13 protein-coding genes are annotated in these 13898 nt (G+C 60.3%); all 13 read right to left on the bottom strand.

The genetic code is table 11. The features are described from left to right. Window positions 1-4 precede the first annotated feature (4 nt). Window positions 5-1153: a molecular chaperone DnaJ gene (dnaJ, locus tag AAA138_RS06005; RefSeq protein WP_117745976.1), complete on the bottom strand. Its 1149-nt coding sequence runs from the start codon at window positions 1151-1153 to the stop codon at window positions 5-7. 81 nt (window positions 1154-1234) lie between these two features. Further along, complete coding sequence (locus AAA138_RS06000; RefSeq protein ID WP_349089980.1) at window positions 1235-2338, bottom strand: DnaJ domain-containing protein; 1104 nt, start codon at window positions 2336-2338, stop codon at window positions 1235-1237. 58 nt (window positions 2339-2396) lie between these two features. Further along, window positions 2397-3629 (bottom strand): radical SAM family heme chaperone HemW, encoded by a 1233-nt coding sequence (gene hemW / locus AAA138_RS05995; RefSeq protein ID WP_349089979.1) that lies wholly within the window; start codon window positions 3627-3629, stop codon window positions 2397-2399. Between the two features lie 2 nt (window positions 3630-3631). Further along, on the bottom strand, window positions 3632-4675 hold the full coding sequence (gene dusB, locus AAA138_RS05990) for a tRNA dihydrouridine synthase DusB (protein WP_349089977.1): 1044 nt from the start codon (window positions 4673-4675) through the stop codon (window positions 3632-3634). Window positions 4676-4679: 4 nt separating this feature from the next. Continuing rightward, window positions 4680-6491, bottom strand: a complete 1812-nt coding sequence (lepA, locus tag AAA138_RS05985) for a translation elongation factor 4 (RefSeq protein ID WP_349089976.1) — start codon at window positions 6489-6491, stop codon at window positions 4680-4682. A 96-nt stretch (window positions 6492-6587) separates the two neighbouring features. After that, a complete protein-coding gene (gene rpsT / locus AAA138_RS05980; RefSeq protein ID WP_022094714.1) occupies window positions 6588-6854 on the bottom strand; it encodes a 30S ribosomal protein S20 in 267 nt (88 codons plus the stop codon). A gap of 133 nt (window positions 6855-6987) precedes the next feature. Then, on the bottom strand, window positions 6988-7950 hold the full coding sequence (gene holA, locus AAA138_RS05975; RefSeq protein ID WP_349089975.1) for a DNA polymerase III subunit delta: 963 nt from the start codon (window positions 7948-7950) through the stop codon (window positions 6988-6990). Between the two features lie 78 nt (window positions 7951-8028). Then, window positions 8029-10227, bottom strand: coding sequence for a DNA internalization-related competence protein ComEC/Rec2 (locus AAA138_RS05970; RefSeq protein ID WP_349089974.1), 2199 nt, complete (start codon window positions 10225-10227; stop codon window positions 8029-8031). 101 nt (window positions 10228-10328) lie between these two features. Continuing rightward, window positions 10329-11039, bottom strand: coding sequence for a helix-hairpin-helix domain-containing protein (locus AAA138_RS05965; protein WP_349089973.1), 711 nt, complete (start codon window positions 11037-11039; stop codon window positions 10329-10331). Between the two features lie 214 nt (window positions 11040-11253). Continuing rightward, the gene (thiI, locus tag AAA138_RS05960) at window positions 11254-12498 is read right to left on the bottom strand and encodes a tRNA uracil 4-sulfurtransferase ThiI (protein ID WP_195534920.1); all 1245 of its coding nucleotides are present in this window, start codon (window positions 12496-12498) and stop codon (window positions 11254-11256) included. Further along, window positions 12499-12780: a DNA-directed RNA polymerase subunit omega gene (locus tag AAA138_RS05955; protein WP_055250050.1), complete on the bottom strand. Its 282-nt coding sequence runs from the start codon at window positions 12778-12780 to the stop codon at window positions 12499-12501. It lies immediately after the preceding gene. 5 nt (window positions 12781-12785) lie between these two features. After that, the gene (gmk, locus tag AAA138_RS05950; RefSeq protein ID WP_089573396.1) at window positions 12786-13355 is read right to left on the bottom strand and encodes a guanylate kinase; all 570 of its coding nucleotides are present in this window, start codon (window positions 13353-13355) and stop codon (window positions 12786-12788) included. Continuing rightward, window positions 13356-13664, bottom strand: a complete 309-nt coding sequence (gene mihF / locus AAA138_RS05945; protein WP_006236130.1) for an integration host factor, actinobacterial type — start codon at window positions 13662-13664, stop codon at window positions 13356-13358. Between the last annotated feature and the right edge of the window lie 234 nt (window positions 13665-13898).

Below are 13898 nucleotides of genomic sequence, written 5' to 3'. Positions count from 1 at the left end.
CTCCTTAATCGAGGATGTCGTCGAGAGCGCTCTTGATGCGATCAGTTACCGACTTCTTACCGGAAGCGACGTCATCGCCCATCTCGTCGGCAAAAGCGCGAAGCAGCTCGCGCTGCTTGTTGGAGAGATTGGTGGGGACGACCACGCGCAGCTGCACGATCAGTCGACCGCGTGAGCCGCCACCGCCGATGCGCGGCATGCCGAAATTGTTGACGCTGACGGTGTCGCCGTACTGCGTACCGGCGGGGACCGTCACCTTGACGACTTCGTCGGGCATAATGCCCTCGACCTCAATCTCGCAGCCGAGCGCAGCCTGCGCAATCGAGATATCGCTCACCAGGTACAGGTCATCACCGTTGCGCTTAAAGCGCTCATGGTCGGCAACGCGCACGTTGACGATCAGGTCGCCCGAGGGCTCGCCGCGAAGGCCTGCCTCGCCAAAGCCGCTCACACGCAGCTGGCGACCGGTCGAAACGCCGGCGGGAATATCGATGTCGATCTTTTCATGCGAAGGCGTGCGGCCCTGACCGTCGCAGGTCTCGCAGGGATGGTCGATAACCGTGCCCTCGCCGTGGCAGTCAGGGCAAGGCGAAGAGGACTGAACCTGGCCCAGGAACGAGCGCTGGACCGTCGTGACATAGCCCGTGCCGTGGCAGCGGCTGCACTGCTTTTCCTGTGCACCCTCGGCTCTACCGGAGCCGTTGCAATCCTCACAGGGGGCAAGGCGGTCATAGCTGATGGTCTTTTTGCAGCCGAGTGCCGCCTCCTCAAGGGTCACCGAAAGGGAGATGGCCATATCGCGGCCGCGACGACGCTCACGGCGATTTCGGGCGCCACCGCCGGCACCGCCGCCAAAGAACGACGAGAACAAGTCGTCCATGCCCATGCCGCCAAAGATATCGTTGATATCGACGTAGCCGGAGCCACCGGGGCCGTCGGCAGTGCCGTAACGGTCGTAGTTAGCACGCTTCTGCTCATCGGAAAGAACGGAATATGCCTCGTTGAGCTCTTTGAACTTAGCCTCGGCCTCGGGGTCGTCCGAAACGTCCGGGTGTACGGTACGGGCCTTCTTTAGAAACGCGCGCTTAATCGTCCGCGCGTCGGCATCCTTGTCGACGCCAAGCACCTCGTAGTAATCCCTATTTTCCGACACGACCGAATCCTTCCGACTTTCATTATTGTCACAGTGCGTCCTATACCCAAGCTGGGCCGGCCGCAAACAGAGGGTTTGATGTTATTGCATTGCGTAGGGCGAAAGCATGGCACGTTGCGAGCAGCTCGCAAACCAAACCGACACGAGCGCAAACATAAAACCGTTGGCAAAACCGTTGGCAAACTGCATCGCGCCGCGCTTCCACCACAGCAGGCTGCGGTGCAGCACGCCGTCCGAGAGCACCATGAACAGGCCCATGGCAAACGGAATAAAGCACATCACGGCAAAGGCCGAGAACACGCCCGAGATGGCCGATAGCACCAAAAACGGCGCCACGATGCCCATCAGGTAAAAACCGGTACGGGCCTTGCCTTCCAGGCGCTCGGCCTCAACATGGGCCCGACCGACCAGATCACCGCCAGAGGCGCCGTTGGTGCCGGCGTGACCCATGCCGCCAATACGGACCTCGTCGCCATCGTGCGTGCCGGCGGGAAACTCAATCGTCTGCTCGGAGGTCACACGGGTTCGCCCGCTGCCGCCGCAATCGGGACAGGGGTCGGCGACGACCTTACCGGAGCCACCGCACTCAGGGCAGACAGACTGGAACGTGCCGGCACCAAACAGAAAGGACAGGTCGACATCGATGTGGCCGCGACCGCCGCAGCTCGGACAGGAATGTGCATGCTCGGACGAAACAGAGCCCGAACCGCCGCAGTGACCACAGGTATCGAAGCGCGTATAGCGGACGGTCTTGCGGGCACCGCCCTTGGCCTCCTTGGCGTCGAGCTTAATATCGACGACCACGTTGGCGCCGTTCTCGGGATTATAGGCAGCCTGCCCGCGACGCGGCTGACCCCAGGCGCCACCAAAGGGAAAGCCGCCCTCAAAGGGATTGCCGTAGCCCGCGCTGCCGGCGTAACCGCCGCCATAGGGCGAAGCCGTGGGAGCGCCGGCAAAGGGATTGCCCGAGCGCATGGCGTCGTAGCGCGCACGCTTCTGCTCGTCCGAAAGCACGGCGTAGGCCTCGGAAACCTCTTTGAACTTTTCCTCGGCACCCGGCTCTTTATTGACGTCCGGATGGAGCTTGCGGGCCTTTTGCTGGAAGGCCTTTTGAATATCACGCGAGGTGGCGTCCTTGGAGACACCGAGAATCTCGTAGTAATCTTTTTCGTTCATCGTCGCCATGCGCGGCAACCTCCTGCTCACAGCAGCGTATATATTGCGGTAATTCTACCCGAGCGGCCTAAGCTAGACCCCAAAACAGCTCGAACAGCACATTTCCATCGAGCCAACCCAGGTGGGTCGGCGCCAGGCGGGCACAGGTGCGGCCAGCGATGACATCGACGGAGTCGATAGGCCCCGCATGGGTATCACCGTGCTCGGGCACCCAAGTGGCAAGCCCAAGCTCAAGAGCGCGGTCACAGGCCGCTGTCAGTTCATCGGCAGGGATGACACGAGCCGCGTGAACCAACAGATTGGACGCGACGCCGCGCGTCATGCGACAAGCGAGCATCAGATCCTCGGCTGCCGCCTCGCGATGCGTCAGGTACTCGACCCCAAACGTCGTCGCGCCATCATCACGTTGCACCAGACGCACGCGGTGCGCATCGCCGCGAGCGGGAACGTCAGGAAACAGCCCGGCCAGGCGATCGAAATCCTCGGCATCGAGCATACCGGCGGCAGAACGACCCAAACCCAAATAGCCCTGACCAGTCCAGTAGGCGATATTATGAGCGCATTCATGCCCATCGAGCGCGTAGCTCGCCACCTCATACGGATGGTAGCCCGCCGAACTCAGCCGTTCGCGCGCAACGTCCATGCATGCGGCTTGGAAATCGTCGTCGGGCTCGAGCGACTCGTCACGGCATGCCATGCGGTAAAGCGGCGTGCCCTCCTCGAGCGTGAGCGGATAGACCGACACATGGTACGGGGCCGCCGCAAACACGCCATCGAGCGTGTGCTGCCAGCTCGCCATAGTCTGTCCGGGAAGCCCGCACATAAGGTCGCACGACACATCGAGCCCAACATCCTTCACCGTCGCGATAGCCTCAAGCGCCCGTTCGGCATTATGGATGCGGCCAATGACAGCCAACTCGGTATTGTCGAGGGTCTGCACGCCCAGAGAGATGCGTGTGACACCAACCTCGGCAAGCGCAGCGGCAAGCTCGGAGGTCAGCGACTCGGGATTGGCCTCGCAGGTAAACTCAATGGGCTTGCACCACATGGAGATACGGCGGGCAAGTTTCACCAGGCGCTCCCCTGCCAGCGACGGCGTGCCGCCGCCTACGTAGACAGTGCGGATCTGCCTGAGCGCCCCAGCGTTGCCAAAGGCATCGAGCCGCGCATACAGGTGCTCAAAATAGGCATCGAACGCAGCGTCCAGGTCGCACGGCGCCACGCTGCGGGAGTCAAAGTCGCAATAGCGGCATTTTTGAGCGCAAAACGGCACGTGCACATACAGCGCGGTAACGGCCACCGTTAGGCCTCCAGCGGATGAGCGGGCACCGACTCACCGGCGGCAAGCGCGGCCTCGCAGGCCACCACGTCGCGCTCGATATCATCGACCAGCGCCATAAACTCCTCATACGTGGAGCAGCGCACCACCCGAACGCGCCAGGCGGCGGCATGGGGCATACCCTTTAAGTACCAGCTTGCATACGTACGGGCGCGCGACATAAGCGGCAGAAGCTCGTGCGTCAGCGTCAGATGCTCACGCAGGGCCTCCAGGCGCTCGACCGAGGAGCGAGAAGGAACCGGCGTGCCATCGAGTGCAAGGGCGCGCGCATCGCCGAACACCCAGGGATTGCCGTAGATACCGCGCGCAATAAACACCGCGCTGGCACCCGAACCGCTCAGATGCTCAGCAGCGTCCTCGGCCGAGAACACATCGCCCGAACCAATCACGGGAATCTCGACGGCTTCGGCAACCTCATCGACGACAGCCCAATCGGCCTGGCCCGTATAGAGCTGCGTGGCACAACGACCGTGCACAGCAACTGCAGAGGCGCCCGCCCCTTCGAGCATCTGGGCAAACGTTGCGGCATTGCGATCCTCGGCATAAAAACCCTTGCGGATCTTCACGGTCACGGGAACATGCGCCGCGCCCACCGCTGCCTCGACAATCTTCTCGGCCAGATCGGGCGTGCGCATAAGCGCCGAGCCCTCGCCCTTGGTAACGACCTTGCGAGCCGGACAGGCCATGTTGATATCAATCAATGACAGACGATCGCCCACGCGTTCCTCGACGGCAGCGACGGCACTCGCAAACTGATCGGGCTTGGAACCAAAGAGCTGCACGCAAATCTGCTGCTCCTCGTCGGCCGGCAGCACCAGGCGCCACGTCTTGTTGCTGGCATAGGCAAGGCCTGCAACGCTCACCATCTCGCTGTAGGCAAAGTTGGCGCCGCGGCGGCGACACATGATGCGATAGGCGGGGTCGGTTACGCCCGCCATGGGAGCCATAAGGAACGGCTGCTCGGCATAGGCGCCCAGCAGCCGCTTGCTGTATTCAGAAAGCGCCATGGAACTACTCGTCCACCTTGAGAATCGCCATAAAGGCCTCCTGCGGGACCTCGACCGAGCCGATGGCCTTCATGCGCTTCTTGCCCTCTTTCTGCTTCTCGAGCAGCTTGCGCTTTCGCGAGATATCGCCGCCGTAACACTTGGCCAGCACGTCCTTACGGCGCGCCTTAACAGTGGAGCGGGCGATGATCTTGTTGCCGATGGCGCCCTGGATAGGCACCTCGAACAGCTGCCGCGGGATGATCTCCTTGAGCTTGTCGCACAGACCGCGGGCCAGGCCATAGGCCTTATCCTTGTGTACGATAAACGACAGAGCGTCCACCTCGTCGCCCGAAAGCAGGATGTCGAGCTTGACGAGCTCGGAGGGGCGATATTCATTGAACTCATAGTCGAGCGAAGCGTAGCCCTTGGTGCGGCTCTTGAGCTGATCGAAGAAGTCCAAGATGAGCTCGGCGAGCGGCATATCAAAGCGCATCTCGACCGATTTGCTCGTCAGGTGGATCATATCGGTCGTGACGCCACGGTGTTCGATAGCGAGCTGCATGACGGCACCCGTATACTCGGGCGGGCAGATGATCTTTGCCTTGAGGTAGGGCTCTTCGATACGCTCGATGCGAGTGGCCTCGGGCAGATCCTGCGGGCTGCGGACATCGACCATCTCGCCATCAGTCTTGTACACGTGGTAGTCGACCGAGGGGCTCGTGGCGATCAGGTCCAGATTGAACTCGCGCTCCAGGCGCTCCTTGACGACCTCCATGTGCAGCAGGCCCAGGAAGCCCACGCGGAAGCCAAAGCCCAGCGCCACCGACGTCTCAGGCTCCCACACCAACGACGGATCGTTGACGTGCAGCTTATCGAGCGCGTCGCGCAGGTTCTCGTAGTCCTTGTTGTCGATGGGGAACAGGCCCGTGTAGACCATGGGCTTGGCCTCGCGGTAGCCCGGCAGCGGCTCGGGGCAGGGGTTCGAAGCCCACGTAAGGGTATCGCCCACGCGCACAGCCTCGGGGTCCTTCAGGCCCGTGACCACATAACCGACCTCGCCGACGGTCAGAGCGTCGACCGGCGTCTCGGCAGGGCGCTTGACGCCCACGCCGTCGACCAAGAAATCGCCCTTGGCCTGCATCATGCGCAGGGTATCGCCCTTTTTGATGGAACCGTCAAAGACACGCACCGTGGCGACAACGCCGCGGTACTCATCGAAGTACGAATCCAGAATAAGTGCCTTGAGAGGGCCATTTGCATCGCCCTTGGGAGGCGAGATCAAAAAGACGATGGACTCCAGCAGATCATGGATGCCCTCGCCGGTCTTGCCCGACACGCACACGGCATCGTCGGCGGGAATGGCCAGATCGTCTTCGATCTCGGTCTTGACCTCGTCGGGATGCGCCGAGGGAAGGTCAATCTTGTTGATGGCCGGAACAATGTCCAAGTTGGCGTTCATGGCGAGCGTCGCGTTGGAAACGGTCTGCGCCTCGACGCCCTGAGTGGCGTCCACGACGAGCACCGCACCCTCGCAAGCGGCAAGCGAACGCGAGACCTCGTAGGTGAAGTCCACGTGGCCCGGCGTATCGATCAGGTTGAACTGATACGTCTCGCCGTCGTCGGCGTCATAGGACACGCGGACGGCATTGGACTTGATCGTGATGCCGCGCTCGCGCTCGATGTCCATCGTGTCAAGCAGCTGCGACTCCATGTCGCGCTCATCGACGGTATGGGTGAGCTCGAGGATGCGGTCACTGATCGTGGACTTGCCATGGTCGATATGTGCAACGATCGAGAAGTTGCGGATGTGGGAAATGTCAATTGAAGTATTCATGCGGACTATCTTACCCGAGCGGTACAAAAAATGGAGCCTGTTCCATAAAACAGGCTCCATTTATGCGCGTAATCTGTGTGGTGTGAAATTTACAACTTAGGCGTTGATGCTGTTCACGAGCTTGGCAAGACCGGACTTGCGGTTGGAAGCCTGGTTCTTGTGGATGACATGCTTAGCGGCAGCCATGTCGAGACGCTTGGTGACGGTCTTGAGGGCAGCCTGGGCCTTCTCGGCGTCGCCCTCGGCGACGGCGGACTGAACGTGCTTGGTCAGCGTCTTGAGCTCGGACTTGACAGCCTTGTTACGCATGCGAGCTGCCTCATTGGTGCGGATACGCTTCTTCTGAGACTTGATGTTTGCCACTTCTGGAGTTCCTTTCGAGTTCCTTGCAAAAAATGTATGACACCTCTGAGACACGGTGAGGTCATGCAAGCGCCTACTATAGCACGCTCCCCCTCAAAGGGATAGAACGAATTTGTCAAATAGGCAGGTATCATCACGATTTTCTCAAGATGTTCGTAATCCAGAGCAAAAGCGCGGTCTGAGAATCGGCCGAGCCCTTGAGCGCAAGCTCCACATCGACGGCACACTCGAGCGCGGCAACGAGCTCGGTCATCGAAAAACGGCGCGCCCAGGTAAGGTGATTCTTGACCTGCCAGGCCTGAAGCTTGAGCGTCGCGGCGAGCTCACGCCCCTGCCCACGCCCATCGAGCGCCTTGGCGACGATCAGCTCACGGATGCGACCGCATAGCAGCGTGTAGGTCCATACGTAGCTCTTGGAGGGCAGAAGCTTAAAGAGTTCGAGCGAACGCCGCATATCGCGAGCCGAGACGGCGTTGAGGAAGTCCCAGGGCTGAACCTCGGCCGTACGCACGATCCAACGCTCAACGTCGGCAAGCTCAATCTGGGGCGCCTCGACCATCTGGGCGAGCTTTGCCAGGTCGTTATCGAGCATGCGCGTGTTTTCGCCCGAACGCGAGACGAGCTCCTCGGCAGCAGCCGTCGAGATGGACTTACCGTGCTGCGTCGCCATCTGCTGAACGCGGCGCGGCAGTTCCCAGCGCTTGGTACCCGAGCAATCGACGATAGCCTTCTTGTCGATCTTGGCGATTGCCTTATACAGGCGCGTATTCTTGGCAAGTGAGTCGGCGATAATGAGACAGACCGTCGTGGGGCTGGGACTTGCGAGATACTCGACGAGCGGTTCCGAGACCGCTTTGGCAAGCTTGGAGCAGCCGTCGAGGATCACCAGGCGAAACTCGCTACCCATGGGAAAGGTATTGAGCGAGCCGATGATCGACTCGATATCGGGATCTTTCGTCATGTCGTGTTCATCGAGGTTGAACTCAACCATACCCGACTTTTCCAAGCGAGCTTTCATACGCGAGACGGCGTGGTCGCGCTTGACCCCATCGGTACCGACGATCAGATATGCCGGCAGCAGACCGGTTTCGGACATTGCGCTCCCCTCTCGCACACACTCGAATTCGTACCGTGCCATTTTATCCCAGGGGTTGGTCCCGCGCCAACGACAGCATCACGGTCTCTGGCATCGCATCGCAAAGCCCTTCGCGGTCGGCGAGACGGTAATGTCACCGTGTTCGATGGTGCATGCGAACGCACCGCCCGCATCGCGAACCGCATCGATGCAGGCATCGGATGGATGGCCGTAGCGGTTGCCCTCGCCCGCACTCGCGATAGAGAGCTCGGGCTTAAGCGTGCCCAGCAGGTCTGTGTCGACGGAAACTTTTGAGCCGTGATGCCCTAGCTTGAGCACATCGATATCACCCACCTCCTGTACAAACTCGCGCTCTTGATCGAGCTCGGCATCACCAGTGAGGAGCACGCGCAGGCTCTTGCCTTCCTGAGCATAGGAGAGCAGCAAAACAAGAGAGTCCTCATTGCCCTCGCCATCCACCGTGTCAAACGGCCACATCACACGTGTCCGAAACGCGCCGATATCGACCGTGTCTCCACAAGCCACCTGCCGATACGTTACGCCGGGGCGATTCAGGACCTCAGCAGGCGCACCGTCAAGCGCATCGGCCGCAACCACAATGGCTCCAACCGAAAACTGATCGAGCACATCGGGAAGACCACCCCAGTGGTCTTCATCCCAATGCGTCACAACGACGGCATCGATATGGTGCACGTTATTGCGAACCAACGCCGACACCACGCGCTCATCGAGCCCACAGTCCACGAGCGCCACAGCGCCACCCTGACGAACCAGGATCGCATCGGCCTGCCCCACATCGAGCACCGTCACCGAAGGCGGAGCGAATCGATCCCAATAGACATACGGAACGGCCGCTGCAAGCATCAAACACAGCAGCCCCACCGCCATGGGACGTGCACGGGGACGCGGCCAACAGACCAGCAGAACCGCCAGCAAACACGGCACTAGATAAATCCACATGCTATCGGGCGGCACGCTCACGGATGCACCCGGCACGGCGGCATACAGCTGCTCGAAGAACAGCGCGCAACGGGCGGCAATCATGGGCACAACGAGCGCCCAAGCTTGCAACGGCTCCACGAGCGAAAAGGGAACCAGCACGATCGACACAGCAAGCAGGAGACTCACCACCGGACCGATGACCGCATTCGCCAGCGGAGCAATGAGCGAGAACGTACCAAAGGCAGGAATGGTGATGGGAAGTGTCGCCAGTTGCGAGCAAAGCGTGACGGAAAGCATGCTGGCAACGCCCGATGGCACACCCAGCTTACCCAAAGCGTAGGTCGCATAGGGGCAAAAGCACAGAATGGCAAAGACGCTGGCACATGAAAGCTGAAAGCCCATCTCGAACAGCACCGTCGGCCGCAGCAGCACAAAGATGGACATAGTTACGAAAAGTGCCGAAAGGCCGTGCCGGCGACGCCCCGCGCCGTTTACGACAAGCGTCGCGAACACCATGCAGCACGCGCGCACGGCCGAGGGAGACGCGCCCGTAAAGGCAGCGTAACCCACAAGCGTTATCGCCAATATCGCCCGTTGAAGACCGCGTGAACACCGAGTCTTTTGCAAGACGCCCTCGATTACAAACCCCACGATAGCCAAATGGCTGCCCGAGACGGCGATAAGATGCGCCGTTCCCGTCACCGAAAACCAGTCGCCCGCCGGCTGGGCGCGCAGCTCGGCCGAACGACCGCAGACGACACCGGCTATGAGCGCACGCGCCGGGTCGGTCGCAGGCGCGATGGACGCAAGCAGCCCATTTCGCAATCGAAGCAGCGGCCCCGAAGAGCCCTCATCGACCGACACAATCCGAACGGCTTTAACCTTGCGCACCTCGCCTCGGAGTACGCGCGAGCGCCCATACGCATCGTTCTCAAGGCGCGAAATTCGACCGATAGCACGTACATGCGAACCGACGCCGAGCTCGCGATCACACGACAGCCGCACCTGACCTAAACGCTTTTCGCCCGCATACGCATCGCAGGTATAGGAGTACGCACCGTCATTGATGGAAGGGTCACCGCGCACAACAAATTCAAGACTGCTCGCAGCCCGATTATCCAGCGCCCTCGAAGCACGCAGCGCCCCAATCGCCCAACCCGCGGACACGACCGACCCCGCCACGATGCCAAGGGCCGCGGCATACAGCCATCGTCTCCACCGCATAAGGCGCATACAGGACCGAGCCAATACGATGCAAGCCGCAGCAGCAACGGGAATGGCCATAAGCAATGTGACGGGTGTCGTCCGCTCACCCAGCAGCAAATCGGCCGCCATGTTAAGTACCAAGCCACAGCTCACACACAAGCCGGCACAAAGTGCCATCGTCCACGGCATCAATGGCCGTGGTGGCATCACTTGCTCGCGCTCGGTCGCACTCATACGCAAATGCAATCTTTGATTTTGGCGAGCTTCTTCTCACCGATTCCCGATACGCGCATCAGGTCATCGACTGAGGCAAAAGCACCGTTCTTTGTCCGCTCATCGATAATCGACTGAGCCATAGAAGGCCCAATGCCCGAGAGCGTCTGCAGTTCCGCCGCGCTCGCCGTATTGATGTTCACGAGCCCCGACGAAGACCCCGCGCCAGGAGTCGTGGCAGTACTACTTTCGGCCCCGCCGACCGCCGCAGCCGCTTGTTGCTCCCCCACCGTCGGTACATAAATCTTTTGGCCATCTGTGATCTTGGACGCACGGTTAAGCCCTGTCACGTCCGCCTCGGCCGTAAGCCCTCCGGCGGCATCGATCGCTTGGGACACCCGTGCTCCTTCTTTGAGCCGATACACGCCAGGCCTCACAACGGCGCCATCCACATCAACGTACACCTCGGCAGCAGAGGAGCTCTTGCCCGAAGACCCATCGGCATCATCAGGAGACGCATCCCCGGCCCCGCGCGCATCCGAGGCGCTTGCCTCATCACTATGCTCAAACGACACGCCGCCGGAGCGGCTACTAAAACTTGCCATCGCCAAGCCGCTCGCGGCGGCAATGACAACCAAAATCGCCACCACCACCGCTTTATGCCCGAGCAGCTTTTCTGCCCAGCGGTCCATACGTTTAACCCGTTCGTGATGTTCGCGCTGCGCCATAGCAAACACCTCCCAACACCATCGTGTCAGGAAACGAGCGCCGAAGCCTCCGCACGTCCACACTGGTTATCGCGGTCAAACCAAAATCTGACAAAAACCTTGCGGAAAAGTGTCCATTTATTCAGTCACACGTCAGCGAATGAACATCTTGGCATCATTTGCCCAGATAGCAAAAGACCGACGATACGGGCGCATCGTCGGTCTATGCAGGCAATTACTCGTGATCTTGGTAAATCTCACGCGGAGCAAGCTCCGAATGTTTGCGTTTTAAGGTCTTAGGGGCCTTATACGTGTTGCTGGAAAAGTCGATGTACTCGGTCTGCTTAAGCAAGCGCTCGATCATCTCCTCGTGGTCGAACAACTCCCAGGCCTCGTGCACGGCATCGAGTTTGGCGTGCGTCTCGGGACGACGCGGCATAAACAGCGTGCAGCAGTCGGGCGCCGCCTCGGTGGAAATATCGAACGTGCCGATCTCCTGAGCGCGCGCAATGATCTCCTGCTTGTCGGACCCGATGAGCGGACGGAACACGGGAATCTTCACGGCCTCGTTGACGGCCATGATGTTCTCGAGCGTCTGGGAGGCAACCTGACCGAGCGACTCGCCGGTCACGATGGCCTTGGCGCCCTCGATATGCGCAATGCGCTCGGCAACCGAATACATGATGCGGCGATACATGATCACGCGCAGGTTGCTGGGGCAGGTGACGGAAATCTCACGCTGGCAATCGCCAAACGGCACCACGTACAGGCGGCCGATCTGGACACCCGGCTCAAGCGCACGGATGATGTCCTGCACCAAATACTCGCTCGTATCAGGCGTCTGCGGACGACCGGAGAAATGTACCGGAACGCACACCGCGCCGCGTCGCGCGAGCATCCAGGTCGCCACCGGAGAATCGATGCCCGACGACAGAAGCGTCACGACCTTGCCGGCAGAACCCACCGGCAGACCGCCCACGCCGCGCTCGGAGCGCGCGTACACGTAAACGCTACCCTGGACCACCAGTACGTGCACCATCGCATCGGGGTCGTGCATTTGAACCTTTTTATCGGGGAAGGCCTCGCACAGCACCTCGCCCACCTGACGATTGATATCAATCGAGGTGAGCTCATAGTCGGTATTGGAGCGTTTGGCGTGAACCTTAAACGAATCGAAGGGGCCAAACTCTCGCAGCGCCTTGACGGCGGCGGCGCAGTACTCCTGCGGGTCGCGGTTGGTGTGGTACGCCAGGGACACACGGGCAACGCCGGGGACGGTGCGGATAACGCGCGCCGCCTCGTCGGCCTGATGCTCGTTAAAGGTCACGAGGATATAACCGGAAATTCGAGACACGGCATTCACGGAAAAGGCGGCCAAAGCCGCCTTAATGTTATCCATGAGGATATGCTCAAAATGTGCGCGGTTCTTGCCCTTCAGTCCAACCTCGTGATAGTGGACCAGGCAGACGCGAGCCGCCATTTAGGCTTCAGCAACCTTATGGCCGAGCGCCTTCTCGTAACGGGCCTCGTCGTAGGAGATATCGCCGTCGACGATCTCGTCCATAGCCATCGAGATGGTATCGGCGCCAGAGAGCGCGATGGTGATGTCGTCGACATCCTGAACGGCAAGCACGCGGTTATGCTGGCCGCGCAGCATGCTATTGATGTCGCAGGCACGCTTGGAGGCAAGCGAAGCGAGCAGGAAGCGGTTGTGATCGGTCTTCTCCAGAAGATCGTCAATGCAAGGCTTTACAACGGACACGGACCTCAGATCCTTTCATGCATATCGAGAACGCGAACGAGTTCATCGGTCGCGCGGTCGAGATCGTCATTCACCACGACGTCGTCGTAGCGGTCGGCAAGAGCAAGCTCATGGGCGGCGTTTGCCATACGCAGCTCAATCGTCTCGGGCGTCTCGGTACCGCGACCGACCAGACGCTCGCGGAGCACCTCGAGCGAGGGGGGCTTGATAAAGATCAGCACGGCCTCGGGGAAACGTTCCTTGACCTGCAAGGCACCCTGGACATCGATCTCCAAGATGAGAGACGAACCAGAGGCGAGCTTGGACTGGACCTCGCTCACCAACGTGCCGTAGCAGTTACCGTGGACCTCGGCCCACTCAACAAACTCACCGTTTGCCACGCGGCGGTCGAACTCCTCGCGCGTCAGAAAAAAGTAGTTGACGCCGTCGACCTCACCTTTGCGTGGTGCTCGCGTGGTAGCCGAAACCGTCAGGCCCAGGTTCGAGCGGCGCTCGCGCACACGAGTGACGAGCGTACCCTTGCCTGCGCCTGACGGTCCAGAAATCACAAAGAGCTTGGAATCCTGAGCGCTCACTTATTTGGTCAGCTGCTCGAGGAGCTGCTCGCGCTGACGGACGCCGAGGCCCTGGACGCGACGGGTAGCGGAGATACCGAGCTCCTCCATGATCTTGGCGGCCTTGGCCTTGCCGTAACCGGGGAGAGACTCGATGAGGGTGGAAACCTTCATGCGGGAAGCAATGGGGTCATCGGAGTTGAGCACGGACTCGAGGGACTTCTCGCCCTTCTTGATCTGCTCACGGAGCTCTGCGCGAGCGTGACGTGCGGCGGCAGCCTTCTCAAGAGCCTGCTTACGCTGCTCATCGGTAAGCTGAGGGAGTGCCATTCGTACCTCCAAATAGTTGGGTTATATCTGATTCAATATTTGGCATTTTAGCACGTAAAACGTACAAAATGCCCAATCGCGGCTCCATAGGTTAGACGATACCCGCAAAAAGTGCAATATATCGTGCTAAAAGATGAGCCCCCGACCTGCGATTCCACACAAAGGATGGGAAAGTTTACGCAGGCACAGGGGCTAATTTGTGCTATTGAACCCAAAAAGTGGTGACTTAAGGGA

It is taken from the genome of Collinsella sp. CLA-JM-H32B (genome assembly GCF_040098065.1).
In the GTDB taxonomy this organism is placed as follows: Bacteria; Actinomycetota; Coriobacteriia; order Coriobacteriales; family Coriobacteriaceae; genus Collinsella.
The sequence above is the reverse complement of the archived record's forward strand: the minus strand, read 5'-3'. Positions and strand labels throughout refer to the sequence as shown.

Excerpts from the sequence above, each read along its gene's own strand:
- AAA138_RS05970 (WP_349089974.1), bottom strand. The coding sequence starts at position 10,227 with ATGGCGGCCGATTTGCTGCTGGGTGAGCGGACGACACCCGTCACATTG.
- AAA138_RS05965 (WP_349089973.1), bottom strand. The coding sequence starts at position 11,039 with ATGGCGCAGCGCGAACATCACGAACGGGTTAAACGTATGGACCGCTGG.
- holA (WP_349089975.1), bottom strand. The coding sequence starts at position 7,950 with ATGTCCGAAACCGGTCTGCTGCCGGCATATCTGATCGTCGGTACCGAT.
- dusB (WP_349089977.1), bottom strand. The coding sequence starts at position 4,675 with ATGGCGCTTTCTGAATACAGCAAGCGGCTGCTGGGCGCCTATGCCGAG.
- mihF (WP_006236130.1), bottom strand. The coding sequence starts at position 13,664 with ATGGCACTCCCTCAGCTTACCGATGAGCAGCGTAAGCAGGCTCTTGAG.
- lepA (WP_349089976.1), bottom strand. The coding sequence starts at position 6,491 with ATGAATACTTCAATTGACATTTCCCACATCCGCAACTTCTCGATCGTT.
- AAA138_RS06000 (WP_349089980.1), bottom strand. The coding sequence starts at position 2,338 with ATGGCGACGATGAACGAAAAAGATTACTACGAGATTCTCGGTGTCTCC.
- thiI (WP_195534920.1), bottom strand. The coding sequence starts at position 12,498 with ATGGCGGCTCGCGTCTGCCTGGTCCACTATCACGAGGTTGGACTGAAG.